Here is a 14385-nt window from a genome sequence, read left to right as displayed (position 1 = left end):
AAAATTTAGTTTCTTGTAGGTTTGTAATCAATGTTTTAAAATGACAGAACAACAATTAATTTATGCTTTAGCCTTGCAGCACGTTCCAAAAATAGGATCCACGACTGCCAAAAAGTTAATTAATCATTGTGGTTCTGCTGAAGCAGTTTTAAAAGAAAAAAAAGCTCATCTTTTAAAGATAAATGGTATTGGTACTATTACCATTGGTGGCCTTTTTGATAAAATTCATTTGGAGGAAGCCGAACGCGAACTAAGATTTATAAAAGAGAACAATATCATTACCCACTATTTTACAGACGACACTTATCCTGAAAATTTAAAGCATTGTATTGATGGCCCACTGGTTTTATTCCAAACAGGAAATATTAACATTGAACAGCAACCCATCATTAGTATCGTCGGCACCCGAAAGATTACTACAAACGGGATAGCCTTTTGTGAAAAATTAGTTGAAGTTTTATCTCCTTATAACCCAATAATAGTATCTGGTTTTGCTTATGGTACGGATATTACTGCCCAAAAAACAGCTATAAAACACAACTTACAAACCATTGGTTGCTTAGCACATGGGCTCAATCAAATTTATCCTAAAGTGCATAAGAAGTATGTAGTAGATGTTGAAAAACACGGCGGATTCTACACAGATTTTTGGAGTACAGATACGTTTAATAGAAATAACTTCCTAAAACGAAATCGAATTATAGCAGGTCTTAGTGAAGCCACAATCGTAATTGAATCTGCTGAAAAAGGTGGGAGTTTAGTAACCGCTGATATTGCTAATTCTTACAACAGAGAAGTTTTTGCCGTACCAGGACGAACCACGGATAGCCAGAGTGTAGGGTGTAATAATCTTATAAAATTTCAGAGAGCCCATTTATTATCTAATCCATTAGATGTACCATATCTGCTTAATTGGCAATTAGAAAATGACACCAAACCAGCAGTACAAAAACAGTTGTTTGTAGAACTTGAAACAGACGAAAAGACGGTTTATAATTATTTAAAAGCAAACAATAAAGAACTTCTAGATGTTATTGCTTTAGATTGTCACATTCCGACCTATAAACTAGCAGGTATTTTATTGAATATGGAACTTAAAGGTGTGGTTAGACCTTTGCCTGGGAAGTTGTTTGAGGTTATTTAGAGTGTTTACATATTTTATATATGTAGAATATGGAAAAGAAAGCAACTATAATAGCTAAATAGGTAATAATAGCCATAGATCTATTTGTTGAAACAATTCTAGAACCAATAACAAGTAGCATAGAAAGTAACGTTAATATTGGGCTGACGAGCTCATTTTTCATAATCTAGTAGCCAACCTTATCCCTAACACGCTTCAATACAGCATCAGCAACAACTTTAGCCTTAGCAGCACCTTTAGCCAAAGCAGCATCAATTTCGTCAAGATTATTCATATAATAATCATAATGTTCTCTAGGTTCGGCAAAACGCTCTAATATCAATTCATATAACGCTTGTTTGGCGTGACCGTAACCATAATTTCCACGGTTGTAATTTGCTTTCATTTCAGCAACTTGTAAATCTGAGGCTAACAAACTATATAAAGCAAAGCAGTTACAGGTGTTCCAATCTTTTGGCTCTTCTAACGGAGTGCTATCCGTTTGAATAGACATAATTTGCTTGCGCAATTTTTTTTCGGGTAAAAAGATATTGATGGTATTCCCTTTACTCTTACTCATTTTAGCTCCATCTGTACCCGGAATTAACATGGTGTCTTTTTGTATATCTGCTTTTGGCAATATAAAAGTCTCACCTCCCATTTTAGCATGAAAACGCGACGCCACATCGCGCGTCATTTCTATATGCTGTTCCTGGTCCTTACCCACAGGTATAACTTCTGCATCATATAATAAAATATCTGCAGCCATCAGCATAGGGTAGGTAAACAGCCCTCCGTTGACATCGTCTAATCGGTCTGACTTGTCCTTAAAACTATGGGCTAATTCTAAGCGTTTAAATGGGAAGAAACAATTGAGATACCAAGATAGCTCTGTTACCTGCGGTACATCGCTCTGTCTATAAAACACGGTTTTATCTATATCTAGGCCAAAAGCTAGCCACGTTGCTGCTGTAGAATATGTGTTGCCACGTAATGTTTCGGCATCTTTAATTTGCGTTAAAGAATGTAAGTCTGCAATAAATAGATAAGAATCGTTAGAAGGGTTCTTTGCCTTTTCTATTGCTGGTAAAATTGCGCCTAATATATTGCCTAAGTGCGGCGTTCCTGTACTTTGTATGCCTGTTAGTATTCTTGCCATAGCATTACCTGCGAAAGCAGGTATCTTATTAAATTAAACTTTATTCTAAATTGGGTAGCAAAGATAATTTTTTTACTAGAACTATTTTCCTAGTTTTGAGTTCATGAAGTTTTTAAAATACCCTTTTTGGATTTTATATCGTATTTGGTTCTATATCTTAGTTACTGTGCCAATTATTGTTTTATTTCCCATATTATTTATTTCAATTTTACGAGAACACTGGTATCCTTTTTTCTTCCGTTTGGCGCGGCTTTGGGCTACCATCATTTTAGTTGGGATGGGTTTTGCTTATAAGGTAAAAAAAGAGGAAGTACCAGACCCAAAAAAGAGCTATATGTTTGTTGCTAACCATACCTCAATGACAGATATTATGCTAATGTTGGTGTCGGTTAAGAATCCTTTTGTCTTTGTTGGTAAGAAAGAGTTGGCCAAAATTCCATTGTTTGGCTTCTTTTATAAACGTACCTGTATTTTGGTTGATAGAAGTAGTGCTAAGAGCAGGCAGGCCGTATTTTTAAGAGCTCAAAAACGATTAAAACAGGGTTTAAGCATTTGTATTTTCCCTGAAGGTGGCGTGCCAGACGAATCGGTTGTTTTAGATACGTTTAAGAACGGTGCCTTTCGTTTAGCGATTAACCATCAAATTCCTGTAGTGCCAATGACATTTTATGATAATAAAACACGATTTTCATACACTTTTTTTAGCGGCAGCCCTGGGCGGATGAAAGCCAAAATTCACAAATTTTTTAAAACAGAAGGTTTAACTATTGACGACACTAACCAACTTAATGATAAAACAAGAAATGTTATATTAAATGAATTAAATACTATAAATAAAAAAAAGCTACCCAACCACGAGTAGCTTTTGTCATCATTGCATTCATCATTGCTTTAATGTGCAATAACTTAATTAACCTAAAACTTAAAACTTAATCCTGTATAAACTCCAATGAAGAAAGGTCTAAAATTACCAAAGGTGTCATTGAAGGTATTTAATTGGTACTTGAACTGAGGTTCAAGATTAAAATTCCATTGTTTTGACAAGTTATAATCAAATCCAAATCCAAAATTGGCACTAAAACTTGTAGCATTAATATTATTAGCCTCACCTATTAATGAGGTATTGCCATCTATATCTGCATAAATTTCATTTTGGTTTAAAAATAGCGTGCTAAAACCACCAATAACGTTGACACCAAACTTTCTGTCTAGTAAACGGTATTGTAATTCTAGAGGTACCTCTATAAAACCAAAACGTTGCTCTAAATTACCTGTTACTTTAGCATTAAAAACTTCTGGTGTGTTTACCCTATTTATTACATTAGGACTGATTAAGGAAACGGCCTTACCAGATGTAAAATTAATATTGCCTAGTGCATCAGTATTGGTTGTACTAGCCCTTAAAGCCGTATCATTAAACGCTAATACATTAGATGTGATAGAATTAAGATCTACTCTGTTTATACCCGCTCTAATTTTTAATTTTTTTGAAATAGTATAACTCCCAGTAATACCATAACTCATATTAATATCGCTTCCTTTAGCGTTGCTATTAAATTGATTATGAATAGAAGAGCCTTCACCTAATGAGGCAAAATAAACAGGCGCAACATTTGGTGAAATGCTCCACCTGTTTTGTTCATCTTCTTTTTCATTATGAGTTTCTTGAGCTACTATAGCGTCCTCAATAGACTGTTTATTAGTACCAACAACCAATTCAGAAGATTTAGTAGTAGTCTTCATCTTACCTAGAGATTCCTCGTCTAAATCCTTAGATCTGTTGGTGTCGTTAGCGTTGGCTGCAACTTTAGAAGTATTGTTTTTTATAAGAGTATTACTGTTGGTTTTATTTTCTACTGCATTCGTTTTATTATTTGAAGCTACATCTGTTACCTTTATATTGCTTTTTTGTGAAGACTTATTAGTTGTTGCATTTAAAACTTCATTTGCCTTACCATCCGTACGAACATATGTTTTTAAATACGACGCATTTTGCTTAGGCTTTACCGTTATTTTAGAATTAGCAATTTGTTCTTTAGAAGTCTTTGGTTTTGCGGTGCTATCTTCTTTGTTATTATCTGTATTAACTAGCTTAATATTTTTAGACTGTTCTATAAGGGTACTATCTTTGTTGTAAGGTACAGTCTCTCTGTTTTCGTTAGTGGTTTCTGTGTTGCTATTGGTGTCTACAATTACAGGTTCATCGGTGGTGTTAGACTCAGAATTTAGCATTGCCATTCCTACCGATACAAGCAAAGCTAAAGTGGCTGCAACACCACCAACTTTCCACCATATAGGAACAATTCTACGTTTTTTCTTTTTTTCAGAAAGACTAGCATCAATACGATTCCATAAAGCATCATTTGGTGCAGCTTCAAAATCTTTGAATTTTTCTTGAAATAGTCTATCTATATTTTTCTCTTCTTTCATCATTATAAAGACTGCGATTTTAAACTCGCTTTATAAACCTCTATTTTATCTTTTAATATCATTCTGGCTCTCGCTAAATTTGATTTAGATGTGCCTGTTGAAATATTAATTAACTCACTTATTTCAACATGCGAATAGCCGTCTAGCACATATAGGTTAAATACCAGTCTATATCGGTCTGGTAATTCTTGTATAATTTTTAATAAAAAATCTATACTCAATTCATCATCTTCTAAATCTACAGAGACATCTTTAATGTTTTCTTCATTAACAATATCATAGACACCAACGTTATTTCTGTAGCGCTGAAGTGCTGTGTTTATAGCAATTCGTTTCAGCCAACCTTCAAAAGAACCTTTATTATTGTACTGATTTATTTTACTAAATACAGTTATAAATGCATCATGCAAATTGTCTTCTGCTTCTGCATAATTTTTTGAATACTTAAGACAAAGCGAAAACAATTTACTTGCGTATTGTTTATAAAGTTGGCTTTGTGCTTTAGCATCTTGTTTAATACAGTTTTTTATGAGTTGATCTAAACTCACATTAGAATTGGTTTATAATTAATTATTCTACTACTGGTACTTCTACAAATAAATATTGGTCTTGCCCTTGGCTATCGGTTCCTTGATAAAATTTAAAAACATGCGTGTCGGAAGAAGCCACTTCAAAATCAAAACTTACAGTTACAGGCTCGGTAACTTCATTACAATCTATATTTGTGTATACAGTGTTTACAACAGCAACTGTTCTTTCTACACCATTAACATCAAATAAAATACTATTAAATGTATAACAATCATTAGGTATGCTGTAGGTTAAAGCAATTTGATGAACTTCTCCCAAGATAAATTCATCTGGCACATCAACACTTTCTATGGCCATAAATTCATTAAAAAAATTTACCGAACTGTCATCTTCAATACTACAAGATGTAGAAAAACCAGTGATTATTAGTGCAAAAAATAAAATTCGTTTCATTACATTATCTCTTCAATTATCACATAGATGCAAAAACTATAAAAGGGTTGCGTCAAAAAATAAAAAAATCCTGAATTATCAGGATTTTTTATAATGCGTTCAAATTTTAATTTTCATTTATAATGGCTCTAACCTTTTCTTCTAACTCATCCATTAAATCCGGATTATCTTTTATTAAGGATTTTACGGCATCTCTACCTTGTCCTAATTTGGTGTCTTGGTAACTAAACCAAGAGCCACACTTCTTAACAATATCATGTTCTACAGCTAAATCTAAAACTTCTCCTACTTTAGACACACCCTCACCGTACATAATGTCAAACTCTGCGGTTCTAAAAGGCGGTGCTACTTTGTTTTTTACAACTTTAACTCGGGTTTTATTACCCATAACATTGCTGTTGCTATCTTTAATTTGTGTAGAACGTCTTATATCTAATCTAACAGAAGCATAAAATTTTAGGGCGTTACCACCTGTTGTTGTTTCTGGATTACCAAACATAACACCAATTTTTTCACGCAACTGATTAATAAATACCATGGTGCAGTTGGTTTTACTTATAGATGCTGTTAATTTTCTAAGTGCTTGAGACATTAAACGTGCATGAAGTCCCATTTTAGAATCACCCATCTCGCCTTCAATTTCACTTTTTGGTGTTAATGCAGCAACAGAATCTATAACAATAATGTCAATAGCTCCAGATCGTACTAAATTGTCAGCAATCTCTAAGGCTTGTTCTCCATTATCGGGTTGAGAAATAATTAAGTTCTCTAAATCAACGCCCAGTTTCTCGGCATAAAAACGATCAAAAGCATGTTCAGCATCAATAAATGCGGCAATACCACCAGCTTTTTGTGCTTCTGCAATAGCATGAAGTGTAAGTGTTGTTTTACCAGAAGATTCCGGACCATAAATCTCAATAACCCTACCTCTAGGATAACCGCCTACACCCAAGGCAATATCTAGGCCTAACGAACCAGAAGAAATAGCATCAACATCTACAATAGCTTGGTCGCTCATTTTCATTACCGTTCCTTTTCCGTAGGCCTTATCTAACTTATCTAATGTAAGTTTAAGTGCTTTTAATTTTGCTTCTTTTTCACCACTCATTTATTCTAAATTTTAGTATTTATAGTATCCTCAAAAATACCATTTATTTTACTTTTTTAAAGATAATACGACCAGCATTTTGTCTTTTTTTGTCTTAAGTTTAAATAGCTAAAAGAAACTTGTAAGAATTATGACGTCTAATTAAAAATTGACACAATGATATTTTTTAAAGCACAAGTCTATTGATATAAACTAAGGTTGTACATAAGTATTAATTGAGTTGTAAATTAATTGATAATGAGGGTCTTAAGAAGATAAAAGTAGTTGTTCTATTGGCCATACTTTAGTACAAAGGCATTATGTAACCAGTATTTTTTCTTTTTTTTAAAGTTTTAACGCAACCCTTTTACATATTTTGTATCTACTAAATGAAAAAGGAAAAAATTGCTATGAAAATCTAGAAAGTTAAAATCTAACAATTTTAGCTTAAGCGATTTTAAATTATGAAGCATTTTGGTGGTTAATTATTAATCGCCAAGGTGTTGATTAGATTTCTTTTTTTAGTAAGTTTTAAGTTAGTAGTTGTTGAAAAAGCACTTTGATATTTTCAAGGTGCTTTTTTGATGCTAATTTGCTAAAAATAATAACTTTGCAGAATAGTCTTTAACCTTAAAATTAGTATAGCATGCAACTGTACAATAACTTAAGTGCTAAGGAAAGAGTAGATCTTATTAAACAGGCAGGTAAAGAACGTTTAACGATCTCTTTCTATAAGTACGCCAATATTGGTAATACCGAAATTTTTAGAAACCACATGTATTTGGCCTGGGATGATCTCAGTGTTTTGGGTAGAATTTACATTGCTAAAGAAGGTATAAATGCCCAACTCTCCGTGCCAGCAGAAAATTTTAATAAGTTTAAAAACCACTTAGACACCATAACGTTTTTAGAAAATGTTAGATTGAATGTTGCCATTGAGCACGATAATTATGCCTTCTTAAAACTTAAAGTAAAAGTGCGTAAAAAAATTGTGGCAGATGGGCTTAATGATAACAGTTTCGATGTTACAAATAAAGGGGTTCATGTTAATGCAGAACAATTTAACGCACTTATTGAAGATCCTGCTACGGTTTTAGTAGATATGCGTAATCATTACGAAAGTGAAATAGGTCACTTTAAAAATGCCATAACTCCAGATGTAGACACCTTTAGAGAATCTTTAGATTTAATAGAAGAAGATTTAAGAGCACATAAAGAGGATAAAAAACTTGTAATGTATTGCACTGGTGGCATACGGTGTGAAAAAGCAAGCGCATATTACAAACACAAAGGGTTTAAAAATGTATTTCAACTCGAAGGTGGAATTATAAATTACACTCGGCAAGTTGATGCAGAAGGACTAGAAAATAAGTTTATTGGTAAGAATTTTGTGTTCGATCAAAGACGATCAGAGCGTATAAGTGATGATGTTATTGCAAATTGTCACCAGTGTGGTAAACCTGCAGATATGCATACCAATTGCGCCAACGAGGCTTGTCATTTACTGTTTATTCAATGTGAACAATGTAAAGAAAAGATGGATAATTGCTGTTCTTCAAATTGTCAAGACATTATAAAATTACCTTATGAAGAACAAAAAGCCTTAAGAAAGGGACAGGGTAATAGTAACGATATATTTAAAAAAGGACGTGCAGACCATCTGCCATATAAGAAAGACTTGAGAAATATTTTTGAAAGTTTAGATACTACAAAATAAAAAAGTAGCTCTTTTTTAAGAGCTTTACTTATCGCTTTATGACTTTAACAGTGTTCTTATGATTGTATTTGTCAAATAATCTTAAAAAACACATGCCATCTGTTAGTTTTGATAGGTTGATTTTACTATTTGTTTGTAAATCAGTACTTTATTTAACTAAAGAAATAATCTTATCTTTACTCAATAATTAGTATGAATCCTTACATTTAGGTCAGTAACAACCTAAATTAATATATAAAACATTATGGCTTGTAACAGTTGCTCAACTGGTAAAGACGGCCAACCAAAAGGATGTAAAAATAATGGGACTTGCGGTACAGATAGCTGCAATAAACTCACTGTTTTTGATTGGTTGGCAAACATGTCACTTCCCAATGGACAAGATCCTTTTATAGGAGTTGAGGTGAGATATAAAAATGGAAGAAAACAATATTACAAAAACACAGAAAACCTTACATTAAGCATTGGCGATATTGTTGCTACACAAGCAAAATCTGGCCACGATATTGGCATGGTTACCTTAACAGGAGAATTAGTTAAGGTACAGATGAAGCGCAAAAAAGTAGATATTGAAGACTCAGAAAAAGTCTTAAAAATATACCGAAAAGCATCACAAAAAGATATTGATATTTGGTCAAAATCTAGAGACAAGGAAGAGCCAATGAAGGTTAAAGCACGTCAATTTGCAATTGATCTTAACCTTAAAATGAAAATCTCTGATATTGAATATCAAGGTGATGGCACCAAAGCAACATTTTATTATACAGCAGAGGAGCGTGTGGACTTTAGAGAACTCATTAAAGTATTTGCTAGAGAGTTTAGAACTCGCATAGAAATGCGCCAAGTAGGCTTTAGACAAGAAGCCGCCAGATTAGGAGGTATTGGATCTTGCGGTAGAGAATTATGCTGTTCTACATGGTTAACAGATTTTAGATCTGTAAGCACTTCCGCTGCCAGGTACCAACAATTATCCTTAAATCCATTAAAACTTGCTGGTCAGTGCGGCAAGTTAAAATGTTGCTTAAACTATGAGTTAGATGCCTATTTAGATGCCTTAAAAGCATTCCCTAAAAATGACACTAAGCTCTACACAGAAAAAGGGACCGCAGTTTGCCAAAAAACCGATATTTTTAAAGGCTTACTATGGTATGCTTATGAAGGGGAATGGATGAATTGGCATGTTATAACTACAGACCAAGCCAACGAAATTATAAGTAAAAACAAGAAAAAAGAAAAAGTAGTTAGCTTAGAAGAATATGCTGCTGAGCATATACAAGATGCCAAAACCGAGTTTGAAAATGTTGTAGGGCAAGATAGTTTAACGCGTTTTGATAATCCAAAACCCAAAAAGAAACGTAAAAATAATAGGAACCGTAAAAATAACAGGAACAGAAACCGCAATCAAAAGCAAAATGCAAAAAAGAATTAGTTGGTTACCATTCGCATTTTTTAGTTTCATGTTGATGACGAGTTGCGATTCTAAAGCCGTTTATGATCAGTACAAACCCGTTCCTAATAAATGGCACAAAGATTCTGTAGCAAGTTTTAATTTTATGGCTCCAGATACTACAGACAATTATAATCTTTATATAAACTTAAGAAATACAAACGCCTATAAATACAGTAATTTATTTTTAATTGTAGAGCTAAATTACCCAAATGGTAAAGCAATAAAAGATACCTTAGAATATAAAATGGCTGAGCCAAATGGAGAACTCTTAGGCTCTGGATTTACCGATATTAAAGAGAATAAATTGTGGTATAGAGGTTATAAATCGGCATTTAAATTTAGTGAAGAAGGAGACTATAAAGTAGATATACAACATGCCATGCGAAAAAATGGAGATGTATATGGAGTTGAAAATTTAGAAGGTATTACCGAAATTGGTTTTAGGGTAGAACAAGCTCAAAAGTAAAAAACAATGGCAAAAAAGAAAACGGCAAAAAAAACGTCAGACAGTTTAGACTTTTCAAAATATATCAGATGGTTTTGGATGGTATTTGCAGGAGGTATTCTTTCTGTAGTATTATTGTTTTTATTTGCGTCTTGGGGCTTTTTAGGTGAAATGCCAGATCATACTAAGTTAGAAAATCCTGAAACTAATTTAGCCACAGAAATTATCTCTTCAGATGGAAAAACTTTAGGAAAATTCTATTACAATGACAATAGAACTCCTGTTGCTTATGAGGACTTATCTAAAAATCTAGTTGATGCTTTAATTGCAACTGAAGATATCAGATTTTATGATCACTCAGGTATTGATGCAAGAGGTACCTTAAGAGCACTCACAGGTAGAGGCGGTGGAGCAAGTACCATTTCTCAGCAATTAGCAAAGCAACTGTTCACTGTTAAGGTATCTAGAAATAAATTTCAACGTGCAATTCAAAAAGTGAGAGAATGGATAATTGCAATTCGTTTAGAACGTCAATATACCAAAGAAGAGATTATTACACAGTACTTCAATATCTATGACTTTGGAAATAATGGCGATGGTATCCGATCTGCTGCGAGAATTTATTTTGGAAAGGAGCCAAAAGATTTAAACACTAAAGAGTCAGCTATGCTTGTTGGTATGTTTGTGAATTCTTCATTTTATAACCCAAGAAGAAATCCTGTTGGTGTAAAAAACAGAAGAAATGTTGTGCTCTCACAAATGCATAAGTATGAGTACATTAATGAAGCTGTTAAGGATTCTTTACAAGCTACAGATCTTGATTTAAATTACACTCCAGAAACACATAACCAAGGTACAGCGACCTATTTTAGAGAATACCTAAGAAGTTTTATGAAAGAATGGGTTAAGGAAGAAGGCAACCGAAAACCAGATGGTAGTAAGTACGACATTACAAGTGATGGATTAAAAGTATTTGTAACCATAGATTCACGCATGCAAAAATATGCTGAGCAAGCTGTGGCGCAACACATGCCTAGATTGCAAGCAGAATTTGATCATCAAAACACTCCAGATAGAAATAAAACGGCACCATTCTTAGAACTCGATCAGTCTGAAATTAACAAGTTAATGAAAGATGCTATGCGAAGAGGTGAGCGTTGGAGAATTTTAAAAAATCAAGGAAAATCAGATAAAGAAATTGAAGCATCATTTCAAAAACCAGTTGAGATGACGGTTTTTAAATGGATTGATGGTAAAGCTGGTGAAGTGGATACCGTTATGAAGCCGATTGATTCTATGCGTTACTACAAGTCTTTTTTAAAACCTGGTATGATGTCTATGGACCCCATAACAGGGCATGTTAAAGCATGGGTTGGCGGTATGAATTATAAGCACTTTCAATACGATATGGTAAAGCAAGGCAAGCGACAAGTAGGTTCTACGTTTAAACCCTTTGTTTATGCTACAGCTATTGATCAATTACAATTGTCGCCCTGCGATTCATTTCCAAGAACACCAATTACTATAGAAGCTAATAAATATGGAAATCCAGAACCTTGGACTGTTAAAAATTCTGATGGCAATTATTCTGGCAAGCAAACATTAAAAGATGCCTTGGCTAGTTCTACAAATACCATTACTGCGCGTTTAATGAATGAGATTGGACCTCAACCCGTAGTAGAGATGGCTAAAAAATTAGGTGTAGAACAAGAGATCATTCCAGTACCAGCCATTGCTTTAGGAACACCAGATATTAGTGTTTACGAAATGGTAGCTGCTTATTCTACATTTGCTAATAAGGGTGTTTACAACAAACCGGTTATGGTGACACGAATTGAAGATAAAAATGGAACAGTGCTATATCAAGTTGCGCCAGAAAGTAAAGATGTCTTAAGTGAAGAAGTGGCTTACGTCACAGTTAATCTTATGGAAGGAGTAACCAATGCAGGTTCTGGAAGAAGATTAAGACATAAAGGGTTTGATAAATGGAGGGCGGAATACAGAGAGATTATTACAGGTTACCCTTACGAACTAACAAACCCTATTGCTGGTAAAACAGGTACAACACAAAATCAAAGTGATGGCTGGTTTATGGGTATGGTACCAAATTTAGTAACTGGAGTTTGGGTTGGTGCAGAAGATAGAGCAGCACATTTTAAAACCATTACCTATGGGCAAGGTGCTTCCATGGCATTGCCAATTTGGGGTTTGTATATGAAAGCCTGCTATGCAGATAAAACGTTAAACGTGTCAACAGGTGATTTTGAAAAACCTTCAGCATTAACCATTAACATAGACTGTTCAGTCCATGATGAGGGAGATTTAGGTGAGGATGTTGAAGTGGAAGAGAACGAAGAAGTGGATATAGATTTTTAGCATACAGCTAAATTTCCATGTGATATTTAGCAGATTTTTAATATAAAATTTGTTTATGCTTTTGTAGTTTTAAGGAGCTAATATTTTACTTATGATTAATAAAAAAGTAATTGATGTTACTGAAGCTTTACAGGGTGTAAAGGATAATATGACCTTTATGTTTGGAGGTTTTGGTCTGTCCGGAATTCCTGAAAATGCTATTGCAGAACTTGTAAGATTAAATGTAAAGGGTCTAACTTGTATTTCTAATAATGCAGGTGTAGACGACTTTGGTTTAGGCTTATTGTTACAACAAAAGCAGATTAAAAAAATGATATCTTCTTATGTGGGCGAAAACGATGAGTTTGAACGTCAGATGCTTTCAGGAGAATTAGATGTTGAATTAATTCCGCAAGGTACATTAGCGGAACGCGCTAGAGCAGCTCAGGCAGGTTTCCCTGCATTTTATACTCCTGCAGGCTACGGAACTGAAGTTGCCGAGGGAAAAGAAACGAGAGAATTTAACGGAAAAATGTATGTGCTAGAACATGCCTTTGATGCTGATTTTGGATTTATAAAAGCTTGGAAAGGAGATGCGGCTGGGAATTTAGTTTTTAAAGGCACGGCTCGAAATTTTAATCCAAACATGTGTGGTGCTTCAAAAATTACAGTAGCAGAGGTAGAAGAATTAGTTCCTGTCGGTGAGTTAAATCCTAATCAAATTCATATACCAGGAATATTTGTACAGCGGATATTTAAAGGAGCGCAGTTTGAAAAACGTATTGAACAGAGAACCGTTAGGAAGAGAGATATTTAAACTTGTTATTGCTGCAAAGGCAGGAATCCACCATATTAAGTTTCATTTAAAAAAATTCCTGACTTAGCAGGAATAACAGAAAAAATGTTAGACAAAAACGGAATAGCAAAACGTATTGCCAAAGAAGTTAAAGATGGTTATTATGTTAATTTAGGCATTGGTATACCTACATTGGTGGCTAATTTTGTAAGAGACGATATAGAAGTAGAATTTCAAAGTGAAAATGGTGTTCTTGGTATGGGACCTTTTCCTTTTGAAGGTGATGAAGACGCTGATGTTATTAACGCTGGTAAACAAACAATCACAACTTTACCTGGAGCTTCCTTTTTTGATTCAGCTACGAGTTTCTCTATGATAAGAGGGCAGCATGTAGATTTAACTATATTAGGAGCCATGGAGGTTGCTGAAAATGGCGATATTGCGAACTGGAAAATACCAGGAAAAATGGTTAAAGGTATGGGTGGAGCAATGGATCTGGTTGCTAGTGCAGAAAATATAATTGTCGCTATGATGCATACCAATAGAGCAGGTGCTTCAAAACTACTAAGAAGATGTTCATTACCATTGACAGGAGTTGGTTGCGTAAAGAAAATAGTAACAAACTTAGCAGTTATCGAAATAACCAATAAAGGCTTTAAACTACTAGAACGTGCCCCAGGTGTTTCTGTGGAAGCTATTATAAAAGCCACAGAAGGTCACCTCATAGTCGAAGGAGACATACAAGAAATGAACCTCTAGAAGTTTTGAGCTTTAATAAAATTTTAACCGCATTTATATGCGGTTTTTTTGTAAGAAATATAGATGAAATGGATTGAAAA

General features: G+C 34.0%; 13 protein-coding genes. 8 read left to right on the top strand and 5 right to left on the bottom strand.

The features are described 5' to 3' along the window. The first annotated feature begins 40 nt into the window (after nt 1-40). Entirely contained in the window at nt 41-1144 is a 1104-nt protein-coding gene (gene dprA / locus Q0800_RS01790) for a DNA-processing protein DprA (RefSeq protein WP_299127083.1), read from the top strand. Between the two features lie 166 nt (nt 1145-1310). Here the strand turns inward: dprA and trpS are convergent, their stop codons facing one another. Continuing rightward, nucleotides 1311-2282 (bottom strand): tryptophan--tRNA ligase, encoded by a 972-nt coding sequence (gene trpS / locus Q0800_RS01785; protein WP_299127082.1) that lies wholly within the window; start codon nt 2280-2282, stop codon nt 1311-1313. Nucleotides 2283-2385: 103 nt separating this feature from the next. Here trpS and Q0800_RS01780 point away from each other — a divergent pair, with 103 nt between their 5' ends. Continuing rightward, a complete protein-coding gene (locus Q0800_RS01780; protein ID WP_299127081.1) occupies nt 2386-3144 on the top strand; it encodes a lysophospholipid acyltransferase family protein in 759 nt (252 codons plus the stop codon). Between the two features lie 53 nt (nt 3145-3197). Here the strand turns inward: Q0800_RS01780 and Q0800_RS01775 are convergent, their stop codons facing one another. The 4 genes from Q0800_RS01775 to recA form a co-directional block, all read right to left on the bottom strand. Further along, the gene (locus Q0800_RS01775; protein ID WP_299127079.1) at nt 3198-4715 is read right to left on the bottom strand and encodes a hypothetical protein; all 1518 of its coding nucleotides are present in this window, start codon (nt 4713-4715) and stop codon (nt 3198-3200) included. Beyond that, nucleotides 4715-5260 carry an RNA polymerase sigma factor gene (locus Q0800_RS01770; protein ID WP_299127077.1) on the bottom strand — a complete coding sequence of 182 codons (546 nt, stop codon included), beginning with the start codon at nt 5258-5260 and terminating at the stop codon, nt 4715-4717. Before Q0800_RS01770 ends, Q0800_RS01775 begins: the two co-directional genes overlap by 1 nt. Before the next feature lie 22 nt (nt 5261-5282). Next, a complete protein-coding gene (locus tag Q0800_RS01765) occupies nt 5283-5696 on the bottom strand; it encodes a hypothetical protein (RefSeq protein ID WP_299127076.1) in 414 nt (137 codons plus the stop codon). A gap of 106 nt (nt 5697-5802) precedes the next feature. Continuing rightward, entirely contained in the window at nt 5803-6804 is a 1002-nt protein-coding gene (recA, locus tag Q0800_RS01760) for a recombinase RecA (protein WP_299127075.1), read from the bottom strand. 625 nt (nt 6805-7429) lie between these two features. Here recA and Q0800_RS01755 point away from each other — a divergent pair. The 6 genes from Q0800_RS01755 to Q0800_RS01730 all read left to right on the top strand — a co-directional run bounded on the left by Q0800_RS01755 (nt 7430) and on the right by Q0800_RS01730 (nt 14305). Then, nucleotides 7430-8500 carry a rhodanese-related sulfurtransferase gene (locus Q0800_RS01755; protein WP_299127074.1) on the top strand — a complete coding sequence of 357 codons (1071 nt, stop codon included), beginning with the start codon at nt 7430-7432 and terminating at the stop codon, nt 8498-8500. Between the two features lie 244 nt (nt 8501-8744). Beyond that, a complete protein-coding gene (gene ricT / locus Q0800_RS01750) occupies nt 8745-9929 on the top strand; it encodes a regulatory iron-sulfur-containing complex subunit RicT (RefSeq protein WP_299127073.1) in 1185 nt (394 codons plus the stop codon). Further along, a complete protein-coding gene (locus Q0800_RS01745) occupies nt 9913-10416 on the top strand; it encodes a gliding motility lipoprotein GldH (protein WP_299127072.1) in 504 nt (167 codons plus the stop codon). Before ricT ends, Q0800_RS01745 begins: the two co-directional genes overlap by 17 nt. 6 nt (nt 10417-10422) lie before the next feature. After that, on the top strand, nt 10423-12771 hold the full coding sequence (locus Q0800_RS01740) for a transglycosylase domain-containing protein (protein ID WP_299127071.1): 2349 nt from the start codon (nt 10423-10425) through the stop codon (nt 12769-12771). 91 nt (nt 12772-12862) lie between these two features. Further along, nucleotides 12863-13567, top strand: a complete 705-nt coding sequence (locus Q0800_RS01735) for a CoA transferase subunit A (protein WP_299127070.1) — start codon at nt 12863-12865, stop codon at nt 13565-13567. Between the two features lie 84 nt (nt 13568-13651). After that, complete coding sequence (locus tag Q0800_RS01730; RefSeq protein WP_299127068.1) at nt 13652-14305, top strand: 3-oxoacid CoA-transferase subunit B; 654 nt, start codon at nt 13652-13654, stop codon at nt 14303-14305. Nucleotides 14306-14385: the final 80 nt, after the last annotated feature.

Source organism: uncultured Winogradskyella sp. (assembly GCF_937958655.1).
Classification (GTDB): Bacteria; Bacteroidota; Bacteroidia; order Flavobacteriales; family Flavobacteriaceae; genus Winogradskyella.
Note: the sequence above shows the minus strand (reverse complement) of the source record. Positions and strands in the feature narration are given on the sequence as shown.